General features: G+C 37.5%; 18 protein-coding genes and 1 tRNA gene. 4 read left to right on the forward strand and 15 right to left on the reverse strand.

The window, feature by feature from the left end; all coding sequences use genetic code 11:
• Nucleotides 1–73 precede the first annotated feature (73 nt).
• Together K9M53_RS13660 and K9M53_RS13665 are read left to right on the forward strand one after the other, a co-directional pair.
• A complete protein-coding gene (locus K9M53_RS13660) occupies nt 74–1,441 on the forward strand; it encodes a dipeptidase (RefSeq protein ID WP_224015849.1) in 1,368 nt (455 codons plus the stop codon).
• Between the two features lie 426 nt (nt 1,442–1,867).
• The gene (locus K9M53_RS13665; RefSeq protein ID WP_224015850.1) at nt 1,868–2,272 is read left to right on the forward strand and encodes a hypothetical protein; all 405 of its coding nucleotides are present in this window, start codon (nt 1,868–1,870) and stop codon (nt 2,270–2,272) included.
• A 107-nt stretch (nt 2,273–2,379) separates the two neighbouring features.
• Here the strand turns inward: K9M53_RS13665 and K9M53_RS13670 are convergent, their stop codons facing one another.
• Both K9M53_RS13670 and K9M53_RS13675 read right to left on the reverse strand, forming a co-directional pair.
• Nucleotides 2,380–2,805: a hypothetical protein gene (locus K9M53_RS13670; protein ID WP_224015853.1), complete on the reverse strand. Its 426-nt coding sequence runs from the start codon at nt 2,803–2,805 to the stop codon at nt 2,380–2,382.
• A gap of 96 nt (nt 2,806–2,901) precedes the next feature.
• Entirely contained in the window at nt 2,902–5,088 is a 2,187-nt protein-coding gene (locus K9M53_RS13675; RefSeq protein WP_224015855.1) for a S9 family peptidase, read from the reverse strand.
• Nucleotides 5,089–5,170: 82 nt separating this feature from the next.
• On the opposite strand from K9M53_RS13675, the gene trmD reads away from it, so the two are divergent.
• The gene (gene trmD, locus K9M53_RS13680; protein ID WP_224015857.1) at nt 5,171–5,845 is read left to right on the forward strand and encodes a tRNA (guanosine(37)-N1)-methyltransferase TrmD; all 675 of its coding nucleotides are present in this window, start codon (nt 5,171–5,173) and stop codon (nt 5,843–5,845) included.
• Nucleotides 5,846–5,902: 57 nt separating this feature from the next.
• A tRNA-Glu gene (locus K9M53_RS13685) sits at nt 5,903–5,974 on the forward strand.
• A gap of 34 nt (nt 5,975–6,008) precedes the next feature.
• Here the strand turns inward: K9M53_RS13685 and K9M53_RS13690 are convergent.
• From K9M53_RS13690 to K9M53_RS13750, 13 genes are all read right to left on the reverse strand, one after another.
• A complete protein-coding gene (locus tag K9M53_RS13690) occupies nt 6,009–6,710 on the reverse strand; it encodes a hypothetical protein (RefSeq protein WP_224015860.1) in 702 nt (233 codons plus the stop codon).
• 21 nt (nt 6,711–6,731) lie between these two features.
• Nucleotides 6,732–7,475, reverse strand: a complete 744-nt coding sequence (locus tag K9M53_RS13695) for a hypothetical protein (RefSeq protein WP_224015863.1) — start codon at nt 7,473–7,475, stop codon at nt 6,732–6,734.
• A 66-nt stretch (nt 7,476–7,541) separates the two neighbouring features.
• Nucleotides 7,542–8,354: a DUF695 domain-containing protein gene (locus K9M53_RS13700; RefSeq protein WP_224015865.1), complete on the reverse strand. Its 813-nt coding sequence runs from the start codon at nt 8,352–8,354 to the stop codon at nt 7,542–7,544.
• A 576-nt stretch (nt 8,355–8,930) separates the two neighbouring features.
• Nucleotides 8,931–9,725 carry a hypothetical protein gene (locus tag K9M53_RS13705; protein ID WP_224015867.1) on the reverse strand — a complete coding sequence of 265 codons (795 nt, stop codon included), beginning with the start codon at nt 9,723–9,725 and terminating at the stop codon, nt 8,931–8,933.
• A 358-nt stretch (nt 9,726–10,083) separates the two neighbouring features.
• Nucleotides 10,084–12,030, reverse strand: coding sequence for a cell division protein FtsZ (gene ftsZ, locus K9M53_RS13710; RefSeq protein WP_224015870.1), 1,947 nt, complete (start codon nt 12,028–12,030; stop codon nt 10,084–10,086).
• Nucleotides 12,031–12,119: 89 nt separating this feature from the next.
• Entirely contained in the window at nt 12,120–13,493 is a 1,374-nt protein-coding gene (ftsA, locus tag K9M53_RS13715; protein ID WP_224015872.1) for a cell division protein FtsA, read from the reverse strand.
• 49 nt (nt 13,494–13,542) lie between these two features.
• Nucleotides 13,543–14,838: an FtsQ-type POTRA domain-containing protein gene (locus tag K9M53_RS13720; RefSeq protein ID WP_224015875.1), complete on the reverse strand. Its 1,296-nt coding sequence runs from the start codon at nt 14,836–14,838 to the stop codon at nt 13,543–13,545.
• A gap of 1 nt (nt 14,839) precedes the next feature.
• On the reverse strand, nt 14,840–16,195 hold the full coding sequence (murC, locus tag K9M53_RS13725; protein WP_224015877.1) for a UDP-N-acetylmuramate--L-alanine ligase: 1,356 nt from the start codon (nt 16,193–16,195) through the stop codon (nt 14,840–14,842).
• Nucleotides 16,195–17,286 (reverse strand): undecaprenyldiphospho-muramoylpentapeptide beta-N-acetylglucosaminyltransferase, encoded by a 1,092-nt coding sequence (gene murG / locus K9M53_RS13730; RefSeq protein WP_224015880.1) that lies wholly within the window; start codon nt 17,284–17,286, stop codon nt 16,195–16,197. Before murG ends, murC begins: the two co-directional genes overlap by 1 nt.
• A 75-nt stretch (nt 17,287–17,361) precedes the next feature.
• Nucleotides 17,362–18,657 carry an FtsW/RodA/SpoVE family cell cycle protein gene (locus tag K9M53_RS13735; RefSeq protein WP_224015882.1) on the reverse strand — a complete coding sequence of 432 codons (1,296 nt, stop codon included), beginning with the start codon at nt 18,655–18,657 and terminating at the stop codon, nt 17,362–17,364.
• 15 nt (nt 18,658–18,672) lie between these two features.
• Nucleotides 18,673–20,016 (reverse strand): UDP-N-acetylmuramoyl-L-alanine--D-glutamate ligase, encoded by a 1,344-nt coding sequence (gene murD / locus K9M53_RS13740; protein ID WP_224015884.1) that lies wholly within the window; start codon nt 20,014–20,016, stop codon nt 18,673–18,675.
• Between the two features lie 265 nt (nt 20,017–20,281).
• Entirely contained in the window at nt 20,282–21,595 is a 1,314-nt protein-coding gene (gene mraY / locus K9M53_RS13745) for a phospho-N-acetylmuramoyl-pentapeptide-transferase (protein WP_224015886.1), read from the reverse strand.
• 95 nt (nt 21,596–21,690) lie between these two features.
• The gene (locus tag K9M53_RS13750) at nt 21,691–23,151 is read right to left on the reverse strand and encodes a UDP-N-acetylmuramoyl-L-alanyl-D-glutamate--2,6-diaminopimelate ligase (RefSeq protein ID WP_224015889.1); all 1,461 of its coding nucleotides are present in this window, start codon (nt 23,149–23,151) and stop codon (nt 21,691–21,693) included.

Consider the following 23,151-nt stretch of genomic DNA (forward strand, 5'->3'; position numbering starts at 1 on the left):
TGGAGAATTTGTATTAAAAAGATACTCATTATAAATTCTTCTCTACTCATTTATCTTCGTAAAAAATTATATTATGCAGGTTTGGAAAGATTACCAGGAAAAAAATAAGGATCGGTTTTTAAATGAACTATTGGAGTTATTAAAGATACCAAGCATCAGCGCTAAGAGTGAACACAAAGATGATATGCAAAGATGTGCTGAAGCAGTTAAGCTACGTTTATTAGAAGCCGGTGCAGACAAAGTAGAAATTTTTCCTACAGATGGGCATCCTGTTGTTTATGCAGAAAAAATTATTGATGCTACAAAACCAACTGTATTGGTATATGGGCATTACGATGTGCAACCTGCAGAACCTTTGGAACTTTGGCACAGCGGACCTTTTGAGCCCGTTATAAAAGACGGTAAAATATTTGCCCGTGGCAGTTGTGATGATAAAGGACAAGTGTACATGCATGTAAAAGCATTGGAAACCCTGGTAAAAACAAACACGCTTACCAGCAATATTAAATTTTGTATTGAAGGAGAAGAAGAAGTTGGCTCTCCTAATTTGGGAAAATTTGTTTCATCACATAAAGAATTATTAAAAGCTGATTGCATTCTAATAAGCGACAGCTCGATGCTTAGTTTGGATACGCCAAGCATTGATATAGGTGTGCGTGGGCTAAGCTATATTGAAGTAGAAGTAACAGGACCAAATCGAGATCTGCATAGTGGCGTGTATGGCGGTGCAGTAGCAAATCCAATTACTATTTTGTCAAAGATGATCGCAAGTTGTCATGATGAAAACAATCATATAACTATACCGGGTTTTTATGATGATGTTTTGGTAGCAACTGATGAAGAAAGAAAATTAATGGCTGCAGCGCCGTTTGATGCAAAAGAATATGCAGCTGATCTTGGTGTAAAAGAATTGTTGGGAGAAAAAGATTTTACTACTAATGAAAGAACAGGCATTCGTCCAACATTAGAACTGAATGGCATTTGGGGTGGCTACCAGGGAGAAGGCGCGAAAACAGTTTTGCCATCAAAAGCCACTGCAAAAATCTCTGCCCGTTTGGTTCCCAATCAATCTTCAGAAAAAATAACAAAAATGCTTTTAGATTATTTTAAAAGCATTGCGCCACCGTACGTTACCGTTAGTGCATTTGAACATCATGGCGGTGAACCTTATATCACACCTATTGACAGCAAAGCTTATCAAGCTGCTGCAAAAGCAATTGAGTCTACATTTAATAAAAAACCTATTCCTGTTCGTGGCGGCGGCAGCATTCCCATCTGTGCTTTATTTGAAAAAGAATTGGGAGTAAAAATCGTTTTCATGGGTTTTGGCTTGGATAGCGATAATCTTCATAGTCCGAATGAAAAATTCAATGTAGAGAATTTTTATAAAGGCATTGAAACCATTCCTTATTTCCACAAATATTTTGCAGAGATAAAATAGTAGATTTTTTTATCGTTTTCAACGTAAAATCTCGATGTTTCATCATCGTAGTTTTACTTTTTTACGCTTAAAACCGTTAATACACATTTAACATTGCACCTTTGGGTATAATTATTTTAATCCTCTAAAACCCTTTACACCAAAGGGTTTTAAAATTCATAAATCGTTCTTAGCGTCCAAAAAACAAGCGAATTATAAATTTATCCGCCATACGCTTCGGTATATCTTTGCGTTATAATTACACGATGACAGTTGAAAAATACTGTTACTTATAAAAGAAAAGTAGAATCCGACAACGCCTTTTACACTCTACCTTATAAGTTGCTCACATAGATAGCAACGTTGTTTTCCATAAAAATTTTTGGTTTAAAGCTTTAACCTGAAACAAGAAACAAGAGTATATCATTTTTTAAAAACATTTCAATTATGAAAAAAACAATTAACCGCTTTGTAGCAATAGTAGCTTCTATTGTTCTTAGCATTCCTGCAACATCTTCTGCATTTGCAGCAGGCAAAGATTCAACAACTGTAACAACAGCTCCTGCAGCTTTGGAATTTGTTGGAAAAGTAGACAATCAACCGGTTTTCCGTGTTAAAGTATTGGACAGCGCCAATCCTGCTAACATAACCGTTACTGTTACAGACGACAATGGAACCGTATTAACAGAAAACACGCTGAAATCAACTTCTATTCGCTTTGTTTTATCAGACGATGTAAGAAATGTGCCTTTGCATTTTTCTATTTATGATAGAGCAACAAAAGCAACTTCGGTTTACAATGTAAACCCAAGATTTAAAATGGATGAAAACTTTGATGTAACAAAACTTTAAAACAGTGAGCTAATGCTTAGCACATTTGTTTGTCAAAGAAAAAAATAGCGCAAAGACAATTGATTATTCGTCTTTGCGCTTTATAAAAATTGAAGAATATTTAAGAATTAGTCGCTCTTTTTATCAGACGACTTTTTATTGTCTTCGTCCATTATCTTTTTAAGCTCATTCGGGTCTTGTATCACTTTGGTCATTAACTGCATAAAAGCAGGACATTTCATTGCCAATTCAATTCCCAGGCTTTTGCCCCATTGCTCCATCTTCTCATTGTCTGTCATATCTATTCCTGCTGCGGTTGCATACTCCATCATAAGCGTCATGCCGTCCGATACAAAGCATTGCAAAAAGGCAGATTGTGCATCTTCAGTTGTTTTTATCGTGCTTTTATCGATCTTGCTGATACAGGTACAAATCGTATCCAGCAATTGCTTTCTTAATACTTTGGCTTTGGCTGAATCTACCTGCGCAAATGCGCTATTTGCAGAAAGCACAACAGTTAAAAGAAAGAAAATTTTTACAGTTAGCTTTTTCATCTTATAATTTTTTACAAAGAAAAGGGTTTTTATTGATTGATGAAAAATATGACAATAAGGATATTTTACTATTATTTTTCCGAAAGGCTTTACCCTTTATTTAGCACCGGGCAAACAATGGGTACGCAAATAATTCGAGTATAATGTGGAAAGATGTTGTCGCGTTCCTATCCCTTCGCTAATGCTATGCGTACGATTGGGGTATTCCATAAACTGGAATTGCTTATTGTACTTGATCAATTCATTCAACAAAGCTTCCGCATTATCGTAATGCACATTATCATCACCCGAACCATGTACGTATAACAAATTTCCCTGCAGGTTTTTTACATACGTTAAAGGAGATGTTTTTACGTAATCTTCCATATTTTCCTGCGGCAGCCCCATGTAGCGCTCTGTATAAATATTATCGTAAAACAATTCATTGGTAATAGCAGAGATGGCGATACCTGTTTTAAAAATTTGCGGATATTGGCATAACAGGTTCAAGGTAGAAGCCGCGCCACCACTCCATCCCCAAACAGCCACACGATCTTTGTCAAAGTAAGGACGTTCCAATAATTTCTTTGTAGCCATCGCCATATCCCTGATATTTACGATGCCTATTTTGCGATAAATTGACCTTCGCCATGCCGATCCTTTTAAGGTTGGCGTACCCCTGTTATCTACTCCAATCTGTATATATCCGTCTGCACCCATGTCACCATCATATAAAAAATTTTGCTGATTTCCATAGCTGTCATCTACGGTAGAAGCACCCGGCTCTCCATAAACATACAGCACTACAGGGTATTTTTTTGTGCTGTCAAAATTCAGAGGCTTATTTATCCATACATCCACTGTAATGCCATCTTCCGTAGTAACTTTTGCATACTCAATATTTACAGCAGTATCAATCGTTTCATTTTTTTCTATGCTGTTCATTTCATCAACCGGTTTGCCATCGGGTAAGGTTACCCATTCTCCAATAGGGTTAACATTATGACTGCTGAACTCATGTTCAGCAAATTTTCCATTAGAGGATATGTAGTAATCATGCACTCCCTTCATACCTGCCGGCGATACCAATACTGCTTTACTCTTACCATCCATTTTTACACGATACAAATACAATTGGGTGGCATTATCGGGCGAAGCCATAAAATAAATTGTATTGCTTGCTTCATCAACGGCTTTGATATTAGCAATATCATATTGTCCATTGGTGAGCAATGTCTCCGTTTTACCATCCCTGCTTACTTTATAAATATGACGCCATCCATCTTTTTCACTTACCCAGATAAACTCCTTCCCGTTATTTATCCAATCCCAGCCTGTCGGATCATCATCATCCCAACGGCTTTTAATATCGATCCACGCATTATCATTTTCTTTATAAAACGTAGTACTGCTTCCGCTTGCAGCATCGCAATATATTAGTTTACTCTCCTGCTGTTTACGATTTAATTGTTGCACTACTAATGTATTTGCATCTGCCCATTCCATGCGAGGCAAATAATGTTGACGTGGGTCGCCTTCGATATTCATCCATTGTGTTGCGCCACCACTGGCATTTACAACACCAATACGAACAGGTGACGGCGATTCGCCTACTTTTGGATATTCCACCGGGATAACCTTTGAATAAACCGAGTCCGTTGTATTCAGCATATAATAATCTCTTATCTGTGTTGCATCCACCTGCCAATATGCGATCTTCTTTCCATCAGGGCTCCAGCGAAAGCCATCTCTGCAGCCAAACTCTTCTTCATACACCCAATCAAAAGTCCCGTTGATCAATTTTCGTGTACCGTCAAACGTTAGTTGTACCGAAGTACCGGTTGCAATATCTTCTGTAAATAAGTTATGTTCGCTTACATATGCTACACTTTTCCCATCAGGAGAGATCTTTGCAAACATCAACGACTGCGCAGGCTTACCTTTTCCAACCTGGGTCAATTTTTTTTGTGCAATATTTAATACCCAGTAATCGCCTTTGGTGCGATAGCGCCATACTTTTGCCGAGTTGGTAAATAATAACACTGTATTATCATCATAAAAACTAAACCGCTCTACTTTTAATGCAGTGGTACTTCCCGCAGGAATTAATAATTGTTTGGAAACAAACGTAACAGGCTCCCCTGTCTTAATATCGATCTTATCAATTTCATTTTGGTTAAGATGATAAAAACTATTACCATCTTTTGTCCAATTGATCGCTTTACGTGGATATTGTGCAACAACTGCGTTGGTAATTATAAAGAATACAAACGCTAGAATAAAACGTACTATTTTACAACTCATAAAGGCGGTTTTTAAGAACTAAATTAAGTAAATACACCAACTGCAGCGTTACCGTTGGTATAAAAGCTTTTATTTTTGTGCAATGAAGATCGATATCATCAGCGTAGTACCGGGATTGCTGGAAAGCCCTTTTGCGCATTCCATTATGAAACGTGCAAGGGACAAGGGTTTACTGGAGGTAACCTGTTATAATTTGAGGGATTATACCAATTACCCCCGTGCACAGGTGGATGATTACCAGTTTGGCGGCGGGGCAGGAATGGTGATGATGATAGAACCGCTGGTAAATGCTATTGAGAGCCTGCAGGCAAAAACAAACTATGATGAAATAATTTATTTAACGCCCGACGGTGAACGACTGAACCAGAAAACAGCGAATCAACTTTCATTAAAGAATAATTTATTGCTGATCTGCGGGCATTATAAAGGTATTGACGAGAGAGTACGGGAACATTTTATTACCAAGGAAATTTCTATCGGCGATTACGTATTGAGTGGCGGAGAGTTAGCCGCCGCCGTTATGGTAGATGCTATCGGCAGGTTGATACCCGGTGTATTGAACGATGAAACATCTGCATTGACAGATTCTTTCCAGGATAATTTATTAGCACCGCCGGTTTACACTCGCCCCGAAGTTTTCCGCGACTGGAAAGTGCCGGATATATTATTAAGCGGCAACCATGCAAAGGTTGAAGAATGGCGACAGGAACAGGCTTTGCAACGTACAAAAGAAAGACGTCCGGACTTATTGGATTAGTTTGAGAAATATTTTGCAGGTAAGTTGCACAATGCTATCTTTGCCGTCCGAAAAAATGCCGCGTTGGTCAAGGGGTTAAGACGCCTCCCTTTCACGGAGGAATCACGGGTTCGAATCCCGTACGTGGTACTAAAAGCCTGTTAGCAATAACAGGCTTTTTCATTTATCCCAAATGCCCGTAATTAAATATAAAAACCTTTCGTAAAGACCCCTTATAATACAGCTCTAGGATCACCCGATGAAGCTCTACATAAGATTGCTGTAAAACTTCCTCAGCATGATGCTTGAATGAACGATATTCTCTATACATGGCATTTTTTGCAATATCTGGTACATAATCTAAGCTAAGGTTTTCACCTATCGCCCGTTCATAAGCTTTATAAAAGCTCAATGTATCAAAGGCAGGAAATTTACTTCGCTCTGCTTCGGGAACAGAATCTATTAAGAATCCACCAAGCTTATTATCGTAACGAAGCGTATCATACGGAGAATTATACAATATCCAGTCTGTTAATAACGGATCGGGGCCCATACTTGAAACACAATACCTGTTTTGATGCTTCATTAATATATAGAAAGTTGAGTCGCATTCAGGATAATCAATTTTTAATAGCCGCTTCTGAATATCTCCTGAAGCCGGTCCATGAAGATCGATGATCACAGTATCATCTGCTATTGACATATCGCTGCAATTGCAACTATCAATATCAAACGAAAAACTCTCATTAGACATTTCACATTTAGGAAACCATGCAGTATCATTTTTAGCAGTATTAGCAGTAGTTACCCCCAAGACTTTATCCTTTGCTTTGCGTGAGCAGGCTGTTAAACCCGCAAGAATAAATAGTACAATGAATGTTCTCATGTTGTCAGTCAGTAAAAAAAATTATTCAAAGTATTCGATACGTCGATAAATGGTATAGGAGATCAATTCAGGATCTTTGTATTCTTTATTTTTAATGAACTGTCGCGCCAGCCAATTGCCATTTTTATCATATTGAAGATAATTAACAGAATACATTAAAACAGAATCATTATTCGGTCGTCGTAAATAGATCAAACTGTCATAACCGTTTTGATTTTTAATGACAGCATACTGTTGTTCATCATAAATTTGACTTGGATTAATTCCTTCAAGAAAGGCATTCATTAAATAGTTTTTTCCGTTTTTAACAGAAACATATTTTTTATACTTTTCCAAAGTAAAGTGATTCTCGTCGTCGATTATTTTATTGTACACTACCTCGCTTAACGTATCCCCTGCTTTATAATAGGTTCTTGCATATTTTTCTTTGGATGATGTTTGGGTTATGGTCAATGAATCTTCATCTCTTTTAAAATTAATTTCAGAACCATCCATTGCATATGGTGATGGATTAATATTTTCGATCTTTATTAACTCTCCTGCTTCGTTAAAAGTATGCTCGTGATAATTAGTGTTTTGCTTTGCGAAGGTTTCGAAAGTAGCCGTTGCACTTAAGCCTATGCCAACGTTTATCTCAGCAAAGGTTTTTACTTTACCGTGAAGACCAAAAAAGCTTAGATCACTACTGGAATATTTTTTCTTCTTTTGGCTGCAGCTTATTACACCGATCATAAGTGGCAATAGAAGGATATATCTTGTTTTCATGTTTGTTGATGCTTAGTTGATATGATAAACTTTTATGAAGATAATGCTCCATAAAAGTATTACGATCTATTTTACAACGACTGTTTCCCAGCCATCATAATCTCCGTTACACTTTTCTGCTTGCTTGCGAAGCTTTAATGTTAATTGGCTGATAGAATCAATATCTATTTTATCTATTCTTGACACCTGTAAAGAATATGGCATAGAACCGGACTTCCCTTTGTCTTTAGCTTCTATTTTGAAATTATTTTGTTTGGCATATTCTTCAAAGCAATTTCTGTCTGCCACTGTTTTAAAATAGATCCAATGGTCTACTTTTCTTTCTTTAATTAGTTCATCTCCCTGCTCCTGCAGTTTCATAATAACTTTTTGGTTTAGCATGTATTCATAAGTTTCTTCGTTTGGATAAAGAAATTGCAGGTATGCTTCCCAACTGCTGTCTGTTTTAATAGTAATATAAGGCTGATAGGTTTTAAACTGCCGGCTGTACATTTTTTGCAGCTTATCCCGTATTGTAAGTGTATCGTTCACATAATAATACTCAAGACGTTGGCATTGATAGGTAAACGTGCCGACGATTTCATTCTTCACCGTCCTGTTCATTATAGCTTGTACAGAATCAGAGATGTTATACAACGCACTAAATTGTTCACCGGTAGGAAAGCCTTCACTGGTACAATCACTAAAGGTGACTCCTGTTATCACCACATAAGGCAAGCTATGGACCGGAGCTTTTTCTTTAGCGCTGATATTGATCGTGGTAGAGCCTGCGCCTTTTTCATATTGCGCCAGGTAAACATCCCACTTGTCTACTTGTGCATGCACTATGGTGAAACAAATTAAAAGAACAGCAAAAAGAAAAATGATTTTGTATTTCATATTGAGTAAAAGCTAATATAGATTGATTTTTAGTTGTATCCAACAAATGATTTAAAAGCCAACCTAACGATCTCATGTGTAGTTTTTATAGCAAAAGTCGTAGAGTTTGATGTTAGAATCGTGGAGTTTATCGATAGAAACTACGATTTTATCTATTACGGTGGGAATTTGATAGCAAGAATTGACGGTTTTGATGATAGAATCGACGACTTTGACCATGAAATCGGTGTTTTTGACGATGAAGTCGACGACTTTAATGATAGAAACGGCATTTTGATCGTTAGAATCTACGTTTATTGTATACAAACTGCAATTATTGTTAGTTATTATGGCAACTTGTTTTTGTAAGCGCAGGAATCTGTCCTGTGTTTATGTGTTATTGAACTAACAATTTTTGCTAAGTAACGTAGCGGCACAGGACGGAGTCCTGCGCCTAAAGGAGTAATTATTGTTAGTTATTATGGCAACTTGCTTTTGTAAGCGCAGGATTCTGTCCTGTGTTTATGTGTTATTGAACTAACGATTTTGCTAAGTAACGAAGTGGCAGAGGACGGAGTTCTGCGCTTAAAAGGGTGGTTATTTCCGTATATTAATTAAACATTCTCTATTAATTGGTTCTTTTACTAAGCTAACTTCAACAATCGATGCCTCATGTATTTCATTAATGCATTTGATATTATTATAAATATCTCCAGCAAAATGATTACATTCAACATAGTTCGATTTGCAAATTGAGCAAACTGATTTTGTTGCTATTCCGGTTAAACTGGCACCTTTTATCTTACCTTCTCTAATTTTCCTTTTAACCGAATTGTCTAAAATGATTGCATCATCAAATTCTAATGTTGAATAAGTAGCCTTTAATCTACACCATCCAATAACTTTCGGCTTGTGATTAATAAATATAGGAGTAGGTAAGTTTATATAAGGACTTTTGAGAGAGAAACATTTATCAAAATCTTCTTTGACTTTTTCGCTCTTTTTCTTTTTGTCTTTTATTTCGCTTTTACTAATTATCTGTTGGTTTAAATTTATTATTATTGAATTATCTACTATGATAATATTATTTTTAATGTCTTCTGTTTGATTCCATTTGTCTATTACTTTTTGAATATAGTTGCTCAAAATATTAACAATAATACCCGTTGGAATACCTATTAAAAATGTATAAACTGGATTATCAAAGAATTCATGGAAGCCTTTTTTATAGAGGTATTCAATTGGCTGATCGTTTTCAGGAGTTACAATTATCTCATAACCATTTAATCTTAATTCTTTGATAAGTTCTAACGTACCCTTAGTAACCAGCTTTCTATTTGGAAATCTTGTTTCATAAGGATTGAAAGATTCAATTTTAATTTTTTGTGTCATCACATATTTCGATTTATTGGCTTAGCAATAGCTATAATTTACTACTAAAGTTTATATTAAGCGACTAAACTATATCACACTACCAATATAGTATCATTTGCATAATTAGCATAATCGCAAATAAGTTTAATAGAGTTACATACTGTACAAGTGAGTGACACAACTCTGCTTAATTAAAATATATAAACCCGTTACAAAATATTCAATAAACAATGCTCAATATTCAATGTTCAAGTATATAAAACACAAACCCCCTTTTCTGCAAAGGGGGCCATACAACCTATAATTACCAAACACAAACAACAATTCAACTTTTAAAAAGAAAAATCCATACAGAGCTATCTGTATGGATCGTGTATTAGTCGGGTTTTTTACCTTCTAAAAAAGTATTGATGCTGCTGATCTCTGCCTGGTTATTATTATCTGTTTTTACGGTATAGTTACTGTAGAAACTTTCTACATCAGCAATCTGATTATGAATTTCCATATTGCGGCGAAGATAAGCCGGTACCGTTTCAAACTCATTATTCGGATCGGCTGCGTTGATGTTGAATGACAAATTACGCAACTTCGCTATGCGTTCTATAGCCCGGCGCCTAAGCTCCTCTGTTTCGTCCTGCATCGCAGGCTCCTCAACATTGGACATCAAGATGGGCTGAGTCTGTTGCATTGGCTCTTGCTCCGCCGCTTCATGGGATTCTTTAACCACCAACTGCAATTCAGCCTCCGGTTCGTCTTCCTTCAGCGTCAACTGCATGGCGGCTGGTTCCTCCACAGTCTTCTTGGATTCATGTGCTGGTTTGTCCTCCGCATATATGTTCGAAGGCTTCACCAAATATCCACCTGCAGACGACGCAGATGTGCTAGCTTCTTTATTCGTTATGGAAACTTCTTCTTTACGGGAGTTTTCTACGGGTTGAGGCTTTTCGGAAGGGATGGGAATTGTAGGTATATCAAAATGTACTACGGGTACCTGATCTTGTGCCGAAGATATCTCAAAAAACACAGGTTCGTCCTGCGATTTTTCCACAGTAGTTTTACTAAGTAATTCTACTTTCTCTGTTTCATCATTTTTTATTATCTGGGCTTCGGGCTCAGTTACGGCAGCTGGCGCCTGCTCTTGTGGTTGCAGAGAGAATACTTCTTTTGTTTCCACTGCCGTTTCCTGAATTGCCTCTACTTTATTTTCAATAACCGGTTCTTCTGTTTTTTCATCAAACAATAAGACCGGTTGAGGTTCTTCTTGCTTTTTGATTGATTCCTTAGCAGGCATCTCCAAGGTCATTACGATCTTATCGTCTTTTACTTCTTCCTTAGCTGCTGCTTTATTAAACGGATCTTTATGTTCAAAGCCTGTTGCTATTAATGTAATACCAATGTGATTGCCTAATGTATTATCATAACCTAAGCCTAATATCACATCTGTATCTTCTCCTGCCTGGCTTAGTAAATAATTTTGAATCACTTCTACTTCATCCATGGTGAATTCAGTTTCGCCTTCGGCAGAATTGATATTAATAAGTATCCAACGTGCACCTTTAATATCATTGTCGTTCAGCAATGGCGAGTTCAATGCATTTTCAATTGCCATTTGCGCCCTGTTTTCGCCTTCGGCAGATGCATTACCAAGAATAGCCACGCCACCGTTTTTCATCACCGTGCATACATCCGCAAAGTCAACATTAATTTGACCGGTGCTGCCAATAACATCCGTGATACATTTTGCTGCCGTTGCCAATACATTATCTGCTTTGCCAAACGCTTCTTTCATTTTTAAATTACCGAATTGATGACGCAGCTTATCATTGCTGATAACCAACAACGTATCTACATGGTTCTTTAATGAAAGGATGCCTTCTTCTGCCTGCGCCAATCTTTTCTTTCCTTCATAAGAAAAAGGAGTGGTAACAATACCAACTGTTAGTATGCCTAAGTCTTTACAAATTTTTGCAAGGATAGGCGCACCACCTGTTCCGGTTCCACCACCCATACCGGCAGTGATGAAAGCCATCTTGGTATTTACTTCTAATATGCGTTTGATCTCTTCCAGGCTTTCTTCCATTGCCTGCCTGCCGATAGAAGGATTGGCACCGGCTCCCAGTCCTTGCGTTAAGTGTGGCCCTAACTGAATTTTGTTAGGCACTTTACTTTGTGCAATTGCCTGCGCATCGGTATTGCAGATAATAAAATTTACACCTTCTATGTTTTGTGAAAACATGTGGTTTACCGCATTGCTTCCACCACCACCAACACCAATTACTTTGATGATGGAGGATTGTTCTTTGGGCAAATCAAAATGTATCATGTGCTTGTTATTTGTGGGTTAGTATAGTAAAAAGAACTTTGTATAATTGACCTCTTCAAAGCCTCTCCTTCAGGAGAGGTTTGGCATGCTTATAATTGTGCATCTTCTTCTTCCTTGAACATATCTATTAAACCGTTCTTGAAAGAATCCATGAAACCTTTTAATGTTTTACGTTGCTTTACTTTTACAACTCTTTCTTCCTGTACAGGCGTGTCGATCACTTCATCAACAGGTTGTTGTTGTAATTCTTTTGGCACTTCAATTTTGATGAACGATTCTTCAAACTGCTGATTATTGTTTTCGTAATCGTTGTAGCCTTTTAATATTAAGCCGATACAGGTGCTGTACATTGGTTTGGCTAATTCATCAATATGTCCTGATGCCAGGTGTTCATTAGGAAAGCCGATGCGTGCATTTAACCCTGTAACATATTCTGTTAACTGGATCAAATGTTTTAATTGTGAGCCACCGCCTGTTAGGATGATACCACCATTCAACATGCGACTATCCAAACCAACTTGTTTTAAGTGATAAGAAACGAAATCCATTATCTCGCTCATTCTTGCCTGAATGATATTAGCCAGATTCTTTACAGAGATTTCTTTGGGTGCCATTCCACGTAAACCGGGAATAGTAATAAATGCATTTGCTTTTGCTTCATCGCTTAATGCACTACCAAACTGAACTTTCATTTGTTCTGCCTGTGTTTTTAAAACACCTAAGCCTGTTTTAATATCGTTGGTAATGTTTTCACCACCGAAAGGAATAACAGCTGTATGTTTTAAAATGCCTTCATAAAAAACAGCCAGGTCAGTTGTACCGCCACCGATATCAACGATGGCAACGCCTGCTTCCAGATCCTGGTCACACATAACAGCAGCAGCACTTGCCAATGGTTGCAACACCAGGTCTTTTGTTGCCAAGCCTGATTTTTCTACACTGCGATTGATATTGCGGATAGCATTTTTATCGCCGGTGATGATGTGAAAGTTTGCTCCCACTTTTACTCCGCTGTACCCGATCGGGTTTGGTATGTTTTGAAAATTATCTACGGTGAATTCCTGTGGAATTACATCGATGATCTGATCGCCTGCAGGAATGTAGGTTCTGTATTGATCTGCCACTAAGCGATCAATTTCATCCTGCTTAATTTCTTCTTCTACATTTTGACGAACGATATCGCCACGTGTTTGTAAGCTTTTAATGTGGTGTCCCGCTATACCAACGTACACATCATTAATAGTAAGACTTGGATTGGATGCATAACAGTTTTCCAAAGCCTGTTGAATTGCCTTAATCGTTTGGTCGATATTTAATACCATACCATGTTGAACACCGTTGCTATTGGCTCTCCCAAAGCCCAGTATTTCCAATTTTCCGAATTCATTTTTACGACCGGCAATGGCCGCAATTTTTGTAGTTCCTATATCGAGGCCTACAATAATGGGTTGTTCCTGGTTCATAGTTGTATGTTTTGTGTTTGTGTTTTAATGGTGGTTACTATGTGTTTGTTTAATAATCGTTGTTGGGTTTTGTTGTTTGTTTTTTGGGTTCCTTGATCATTGGTTTATTAGTAGCTGCAGGTTTTGGTTTGTCAACAGGTTTGGGATTTGAAATAGTAGTCTTTGGTTGTTGTGTATAAGGTTTAGTATCCGCTGCTTTATCTTTTATAACAGGTGGTGTTGTTTTTACAGGTTTCGGATTGGTTGATTTTGGTTTTACAACTGCTTTAACCGCAGGCTTTGTAACTGTTGCCGGCTTTGGCTTTTCTACAGGAGCTGATTTTGGTTTCTCAACAGGAGTTGGCTTAATCTCTACCGGTTTAGGAACCCACGCTGAGGGCAATTGAGCACCATTACTTTCTTCATCATCTCTTTGCATCGATTGCTGAATCAAATTTTCATCTGTAGTATTATTCTCATTATCAGCTGCAAAAGTTTGCAATGAATCATTTGCTGCCCGTTCTGCATTTGCAGCAATTTGTTGCATCATTTGTATAGTATGCAACGAGTCAACACTCTTATCATCTGCGCCACGCTTTTTAGCAACTATTTCATTTTTATATTGAACATTTACCTGGCTATAATAATTCCATCCCGCTTGCGGCATTACCTGCTGATAAAATACTTTCAGCTTTCTTAATTTTTCAGCTGCATCTGTTGCGTCGCCAAATACAATGGTCGTATTACCGATCTTAGGTACCATGTCAAAAGTCTTTTGCGGCGTGATGTCTACCTGATCGATCATTGCCATGCAAAAAGCATTTTGCTGTAATGCAAGGCTGATCGTTTGTATATCCTTTAATAAATTGCTATCTGCTTTTGAACGGGCTTTATCTGTAGGAAACCCTGTAAACACAGGCAATCTTGCAGAAAACTTTTCACTTAATGGCAATATTGCGTTGGATGTATCAATGTAAAAGGTTGTTTCATTGTTGGCAAAAATTCTTGCTACCGGCTCTCGCTCAGTGATCTTTATTTGCAGCACATCATTATTATCAAAGAACAGCTCAGCTTTTTTAACCCATACATTTTTCTTCAATTTCGTTTCCATTATCTGCAGATCAAAACTGCTGATGCCTTTACCCACGGGATCTTCTCCTTCCAATACTTTAAGTGAATCCAGGATATCCTTTTTATCTACAAAACAATTATTCTGTACATCTTTAATAGTTATGTTCACGCCTTTACAACGTTGCGTATTTTTTTTCTGAACTGCAGCAACCAACAATACCAGCGTGCCGGCGCCAATACACACCCACAGTGTGGTTAACATCCATTTGATCGCTATTTGTTTTTTAATTGCCACCTTAATTTTTTAGTAGTTGTTTTATTGGTTCAACTAACGTATCAATATCTCCTGCTCCTGCTGTTATTACTAATTCTCTTTTATTATTTTTTACCCAATCCAATAATTCTTCTTTTGATTTGACACTTTTGTTTGCTTTCGCAATTTTATTTACGATCATTTCACTGTTCACTCCTTCTATTGGCAATTCTCTTGCAGGATAAATTGGCAAAAGAATCACTTCATCCGCTAATGCCAGCACTTCTGAAAACTCATTGGCGAAATCTCTTGTTCGTGTATATAAATGCGGTTGAAATATTACCGTACATTTTTTATCCTTGAACAAAGAAGTGGCACCGCTTAATAATGCTCTCAACTCTTCGGGATGATGTGCGTAATCATCAATGAAGATTGTAGAATCATTTTTAAGGATATACTCAAACCTTCTTTTTACTCCTTTAAAAGAACTTACAGCTGCTTTTATTTTTTCATCATCAATTTTAAGATGATGCGCTACTGTTATAGCTGCTGTTACATTTTCGATGTTGTGCATACCGCCCATGTTTAGCACCACATCTTTAAAAGTCCATTCTTTCATTACTACATCAAACCGATAACTTCCGTTTTCTATTTTAATGTTAGTTGCACATACATCGGCATTATTTTCATTTACGCCATAATGTAAATGCTGGCTTCCCTTTAGTTCATTGCCTCTTGATAATCCAAACTTGCTTACCAATAAACCACCGGGCTTTATTTTACTGCTGAAATCTATGAACGCTTGTTCAACTGATTCTGCTGTTCCATAAATATCCAAATGGTCTGCATCCATTGCTGTTATTATCGCAACATCAGGGCTTAATTTCAAAAAACTTCTATCGTACTCATCAGCTTCTACTACACATACATTGTTTTCGCTGCTCCAAAAGTTACTGTTATAGTTAGCTGCAATTCCTCCTAAAAAAGCATTGCAACCGTAGCCACTATCTCTTAAGATATGTGCCACCATTGTGCTGGTAGTAGTTTTGCCATGCGTGCCGGCCACACATATATTAAAAGAACTTGTTGTTATTGCTCCTAAAACATCACTGCGCTTTACCACCTCATACTTATTATCCCTGTAATAATTTAATTCTTTATGATCTGCAGGAACAGCAGGTGTGTAAACAACTAACTGCGCCTCTTTATCAATCAACCCAACATTGTCTTCGTAGTGTACTTTGATTCCTTCTTTGCTTAATTGCTCAGTAAGTATTGTTGCTGTTTTATCGTAACCACTTACTACAACTCCCTTTGAATTAAAATATCTTGCTAAAGCACTCATTCCAATTCCACCGATACCAACAAAATAAATCCGCTTTATAGTAGTTATGTCCATCACTTTATTGTATTCAAAATTTCGTTGGCAATAATTTCGTCTGCGTTTGTTATTGCCAGCTTGCTGATATTTGCTTTTAATTCTTTTTGTTGCTGTTCATCTTTTGCCAAATGGATCACCGTTGAAACAAGCTTATCTTTTGCTTCGTTATCTTTTATGATCAATGCTGCATGCTTATTAACCAGGTTCATTGCGTTGGCAGTCTGATGATCCTCTGCTGCGAATGGAAAAGGAACAAATACAACCGGCTTTTTCATTACACACAATTCAGCAATTGACATAGCACCGCTTCTACTTATCACTACATCGCCCGCTGCATAAGCATAATCCATCTGCGTTATAAAATCATTTACCCACACATTGCTTTTATTTTCTCCAACTGCTTTGTATTGCGCTGCTGTTGTTTTTCCCGTTTGCCAGATCAATTGAAAATTATTTTTTTCAAATTCATCCAGATGTATTGCCAAGCCTTCGTTAATGCTTCTTGCTCCCAGGCTACCTCCAATTGAAAGGATGGTTTTTTTATTTACATCCAATCCAAAAAATTTAATCGCTTCTTCTCTTGTTACATTATTATTTGAAATGTTGGTACGAACAGGGTTTCCCGTGATCACGATTTTATCCTTCGGAAAAAATTTTTCCATTCCATCACTGGCAACAAATATTTTATTGGCTTTTTTTCCTAACAGCATGTTGCTTTTACCTGCAAAAGAATTGCTCTCATGTATAAAAGTCGCAATGCCTTTAGTTTGCGCCAATTTCAATACCGGATAGGTTGAATAACCGCCTACACCGATAACTGCTGTTGGATCAAACTGCTTAAATATTTTTCTTACCTGTATAAAACTTTTAAGCAACTTAACCGGCAAGCCAACATTTTTTATCAAAGAACTTCTATTAAAGCCTGCTATATCCAATCCTTCTATCTTGTAACCTGCTTGTGGTACTTTTTCCATTTCCATTTTTCCTTTTGCACCAACAAATAGTATCTCAGTTTGTGGCTGCAATTTTTTAATTGCATTGGCAATTGCAATTGCAGGAAAAATATGTCCGCCTGTTCCACCGCCTGCTATAATTATTCTGTTCGTCATGCTCAATTCGTTGTTGCTGCTGAAGTGAGTGACACAACGATGTTGAATAATGATATATCGCTCACTACAAAAAAACTAATTAGCACCTACAACTGCTGCTTCAACAACAGGTTGTGCTTGCTCTCCTTCTAATTGCTCCACGTTTCTTGCTACACTTAATATAATACCGATAGATAAACAAGTGAATAAGAAGCTACTTCCTCCCATACTTACTAACGGCAACGTAACTCCCGTATTTGGAAAAAGCCCAACGTTAACGCCCATGTTGGCAATGGCTTGTATCACCAGCGTAAAACTCAATGCCAGCGCCAGGAATGCACCAAATGCATACGGGCACTTTCGATAAACACGGATACATCTATACAAAAACAACAGGTATATTAATACGATAATTATACCGCCGATCAATCCATACTCTTCCAATATGATGGCATAAATAAAATCGTTATAAGCTTGCGGCAAATAATTTCTTGCCTGGCTATGTCCCGGACCTAAACCAAAAAAGCTTCCATTAGCGATAGCAATTTTTGCCTGGTTTATCTGGTACATTTTTTCGTTCTGATCTTCCTTACTACTGTATAAAAATGTTTGTATGCGACCTATCCAGGTTGGCACACGACCGGCCGCTAATATTGCGGGCAGATCCTTTTGCTTATGCTGCTCTTTGTCGTAGTATTTTACTGCGATCATTATCAATAACACAACAGGTATCAATGCAATACCCATTGTTGCCAATATATGCTTGGTACTTACCCTGCCGATAAACATAAGCATGAAACTTGTTCCTCCTACTAATAACGCCGTTGATAAGTTTGCCGGGGCAATCAATAAAACAATTGATGCAACAGGTATTAAAACCGGCAAGAATCCTTTTTTAAAATCTTTGATTACATTTTGCTTGCGACTTAATTGTCGGCTGAGATACATGAATAGCGCCAGCTTCGCTAAATCAGAAGTCTGGAATGTCATATTAATGACAGGTAATTTTATCCAACGGCTTCCTGCATTCAATTGCACACCAAACAATAATGTATACAGTAACAATGGAATGGAGATCAGAAATAATATCAATGCTACTCTTGAATAAATAGTATAGTTTACTCTATGTGCAAAGTAGATTATTACTACTCCCAAAATGATAAAGCCTAACTGCTTGAATAAATAGCTTTCGGTACTCTTACTATATTTATATGCCAATGAACCGGTACTGCTATACACTACCAACAAACTCACCAATGTAAGTAATACTACTACTGCCCAGATAACACGATCGCCCTTGGTTTTATTAACCAGCTTATTACTAACATTGATGCCGCTTAAATTACGTAGCGGAGAATCTGCAGATGGTGATATAATACTTTTAAATGTCATTCGCCTTTTTCGATATTATAATTCTTTTACTGCTTGTTTGAATTGCTTGCCTCTATCCTCATAATTCTTAAATAAATCAAAACTTGCGCAGGCAGGACTTAATAGAACAACATCTCCTTTGTTTGCAAAATGAAATGCTGCCTGTACTGCTTCTTGCGCACTACCTGTATTTACAATTAAGGAAACCGTTTCGCCGAAAGCTTCGTGTATCTTTCTATTATCAATTCCCATGCAAACAATTGCTTTCACTTTTTCTTTAACCAAATCTTTTAATAATGTATAATCATTACCCTTGTCAACGCCGCCCAATATTAATATAGTTGGCTTTTCCATGCTCTCTAACGCAAACCAGGTACTGTTTACGTTCGTTGCTTTGCTATCATTAATAAACTCTACGCCTTTGATAGTAGCTACCGGTTCCATGCGATGCTCTAAACTTTGAAATGTTTGCAATGCATCACGTATGGCTTCTTTTCGTATATCCACTACCGTTGCAGCCAGGCTTGCTGCCATGCTGTTGTAGTTGTTATGTTTTCCTTTGATGGCGAAGTCAGAAATGTTCATTTGCATTTCTTCGCTTTTCCATTTAAGGTGCAATTTTGCATTCGTTAAGTACGCTCCCTGTGGCAGTGATTTGTTGTTCATGGTAAATGGGGCTAGAGTTGATTTAATGGGAAAACCGGGCATGGCTTTCATAGTTATTTCATCATCCAGGCAGTAAATGAAAACATCTGCTGCCTGCTGATTCATGGTGATACGGAATTTGCTGTCGATATAGTTTTGCATCTTGTAGTCATACCTGTCCAAATGATCTTCTGTAATATTGGTAAGTATCGCTACGTCGGGACGAAATGTTTTAATGTCATCTAATTGAAAAGAACTTATCTCTGCCACATACAATTCTTTGGGATCTTCTGCAATTTGCTTGGCGAATGAATAACCAATGTTGCCTACCATTGCACAATCAGCACCCCCGGTTTTACATATATGATAGGTTAATGCAGTAGTAGTGCTTTTACCGTTACTACCGGTTATTGCAATTATTTTGCTATTGCCTTTATAACGAAATGCGAATTCGATCTCGCTTATAACAGGAATACCTTTTGCTCTTATTTTCTTTACTAATTCAGTTTTTTCAGGAATACCGGGACTCTTCATTACTTCATCCGCATTTAAAATCTCCGCTTCGCTGTGCTGCGCTTCTTCAAAACGGATATTATTTTCCGTTAGTTCCTTTTTGTAATTTTCTTTCACAGTTCCGCCATCACTTACAAAAACGTCGTACCCTTGCTGTTTAGCCAACAAGGCAGTGCCAATTCCACTTTCACCTGCACCTAATATGACGATTCTGTTGCTCATGCTTTCTTTTTTGTGACAAACATTGGTTCATTGTTCATCATCCTTGTGTCACTCTCTTGTACGACATAACACTTGTCGTCATTTATCACGTAACGTGATAAAAAATTGGTTCTTCAACAGCATAGAATTTAACAGGTCATTGGTGTTCTCCACAGCAGTACGGTACTTTTCATAATATTGGCTATTCATTGAAAAACTTAGTCAGTTTTCTGGGCTACTTTGGTTTTTCAACTATTTTCAACAATTCAAAAGAATCGCAATTGTTTTATCTCAACTTTAATGTAACAATAGCAGATATCACACACAATATTGTAACTATCCAAAACCTTACTGCTATCTTGCTTTCGTGATACCCGAGCTTTTGATAGTGATGATGCAGCGGACTCATTAAAAATATCCTTCTGCCTTCTCCATACTTTTTCTTAGTGTATTTGAAATAACTCACCTGGATCACTACGCTCAAATTCTCTACTAAAAACACTAAACAAAAGATCGGTATCAATAATTCCTTACGAACAATAATTGCCAGCGCTGCAATAATTCCACCCAATGCCAGGCTCCCTGTATCTCCCATAAAAACCTGTGCCGGGTAAGCATTGTACCATAAGAACCCGATGCATGCTCCTACAAACGCCGCAATAAAAATCGACAGCTCTCCTAAATTGGGTATGTACATTATATTCAAATATTCCGCTAATCTTATATTGCCACTAACGTAAGCGAATATCCCAAGAGAAATACCTATTATCGCACTTACTCCTGTTGCCAATCCATCCAGCCCATCCGTAATATTTGCCCCATTTGAAACGGCCGTTACTATAAATATTACAATAATGATATAGAGTATGTATGCATAATCCGTCCAGCTTTTAGGCAACAACTTTGCATAATTGAATTCGTGGTTCTTTACAAAAGGAATAGTAGTGATCGGCGTTTTTACTTTTACAAAAAAATGCTGCTTGCCATCTACCATTACCATACTTACCGAATCATTCACTAGTCTTTCTCCACGACTCAATACAGAATCTTTACTTGGAGTGCTCATCGGATTATACTCACGCATCACTACTACATTTTGGTTGAAGTAAAGCGTAGCGCCCACTATAATTCCCAACATCACCTGCCCGAATATTTTAAACTTACCCGCCAGCCCGTCACTATCGCTTTTCTTATACGATACTCCTTTTTCCTGTGCTTTTCTTTTAGCTCTTATCTTTAAAAGATCATCGGTAAAACCAATAGCACCCAGCCATACGGTACATAAGATCATCAATCGTATGTAAACTTTATGCAGGTCTGCCAGCAATAAGGTGGGTATCAAAATACTTAGGATGATTATGATGCCGCCCATGGTTGGCGTTCCTTTCTTCTGTTGCTCTCCTGCCAAACCCAGGTCTCTAACACTTTCGCCTAACTGTTTTCTTTGTAAAAACTTGATCAGCTTTTTACCAAACACAGATACTATCACTAAACTTAAAATAACGGCTAACATCACCCTGAACGTAATGAACTGGAACAATCCACTGCCCGGGAATTTTATCCCATTTTTTGTTAACCAATCAAATAAGTAATACAGCATCGTTTCAATTTACTAATTCGATAATGCGCTAATACGTATCGAACAGTTTTCAAAATCTTGTTTATTCTTTGTGTACTAAAAATTAGCACATCAATCTATTTATCTAATAGTTCAAATACTTCGCTTAATACTTTCTTGTCGTCAAAATCATGTTTCACTCCTTTTATCTCCTGGTATTTTTCGTGCCCTTTTCCAGCGATCAAAACAATATCTTCTTTAGCACTAAGGCTCACAGCCGCTTTGATCGCTTCTCTTCTATCGGTTATAGAGATATATTTTTTTCTTGCAACCACGCTTACACCTGCTTCCATATCTTTTATAATCTGTTCAGGCTCTTCACTACGTGGATTATCAGAGGTAAACACTACTCTATCACTGTATTCACAAGCAACTTCTGCCATTATCGGCCGCTTGGTTTTATCTCTGTCTCCACCACATCCCACCACAGTTATTATATGCTCATATCCTTGTCTTAATTTTTTTATAGTTGCCAGTACATTTAATAAAGCATCCGGTGTATGTGCATAATCAACAATTCCGATGACCTTATCATTTTTACTTACCATGTAATCAAATCTTCCTTCTGCACCGGTAAGCGTACTTAATACCTGCAACACTTCATTCTTATCCTGTCCTAAACAAACTGCGGCACCATATACTGCTAATAAATTATAGGCGTTGAATTCACCGATCAAACGGAAATACACTTCCGTTTCATTCAGCATCATGTGCAAACCTGCGAGTGAATTATCCAAAATCTTTCCTTTAAAATCAGCCATTGTTTTAAGGCTATAGAAATATTTTTTTGCACTCGTATTCTGTAACATCACCGCTCCCCTTTTATCATCAGCATTGCTTATTGCAAAAGCGGATAAAGGCAAGCTATCAAACCACGATTTTTTTACCCGGATGTATTCATCAAATGTTTGATGATAATCCAAATGGTCGTGCGTAATGTTACTGAACAATGCGCCTGCAAAATGTAATCCTGCTATTCGATGCTGATGAATCGCATGACTACTGCATTCCATAAACACATATTCGCAACCACTATCAAGCATCTGCTTCAATAAAGCATTTATACTTACCGCATCGGGAGTTGTATGTGTAGCCGGTAACACTACATCTCCGATCTGGTTTTGAACTGTACTCATCAATCCACATTTGTAACCCAGCGCTGAAAACAACTTCCACAATAAGGTAGCAATAGTTGTTTTTCCATTAGTGCCTGTTACACCGATGAGCTTTAATTTAAAAGTTGGTTCTTCAAAGAAATTATGACTTACAACTCCGGCTGCGATGGCAGAATTCTCTACCTCGATATAGGTTATATTGTTTTTTATAGTAGCGGGAAGCGTTTCGCAAATAATTCCGATTGCTCCGTTTTCAATTGCTTTTTCAATGAACTGATGACCATCTGCTGCGTGACCTTTTATAGCTATGAAACAACTACCTGTACTCACTTTCCGGGAATCTATCTGCAAATCCCTGATCTCGATAGCAGCACTACCTGTTATAGAGCGGATATTTGCTTTATATAAAATGTCTTGCAACAT

Origin of the sequence: Ferruginibacter albus, from assembly GCF_020042285.1 — a bacterium.
Taxonomy (GTDB): Bacteria; Bacteroidota; Bacteroidia; order Chitinophagales; family Chitinophagaceae; genus Ferruginibacter; species Ferruginibacter albus.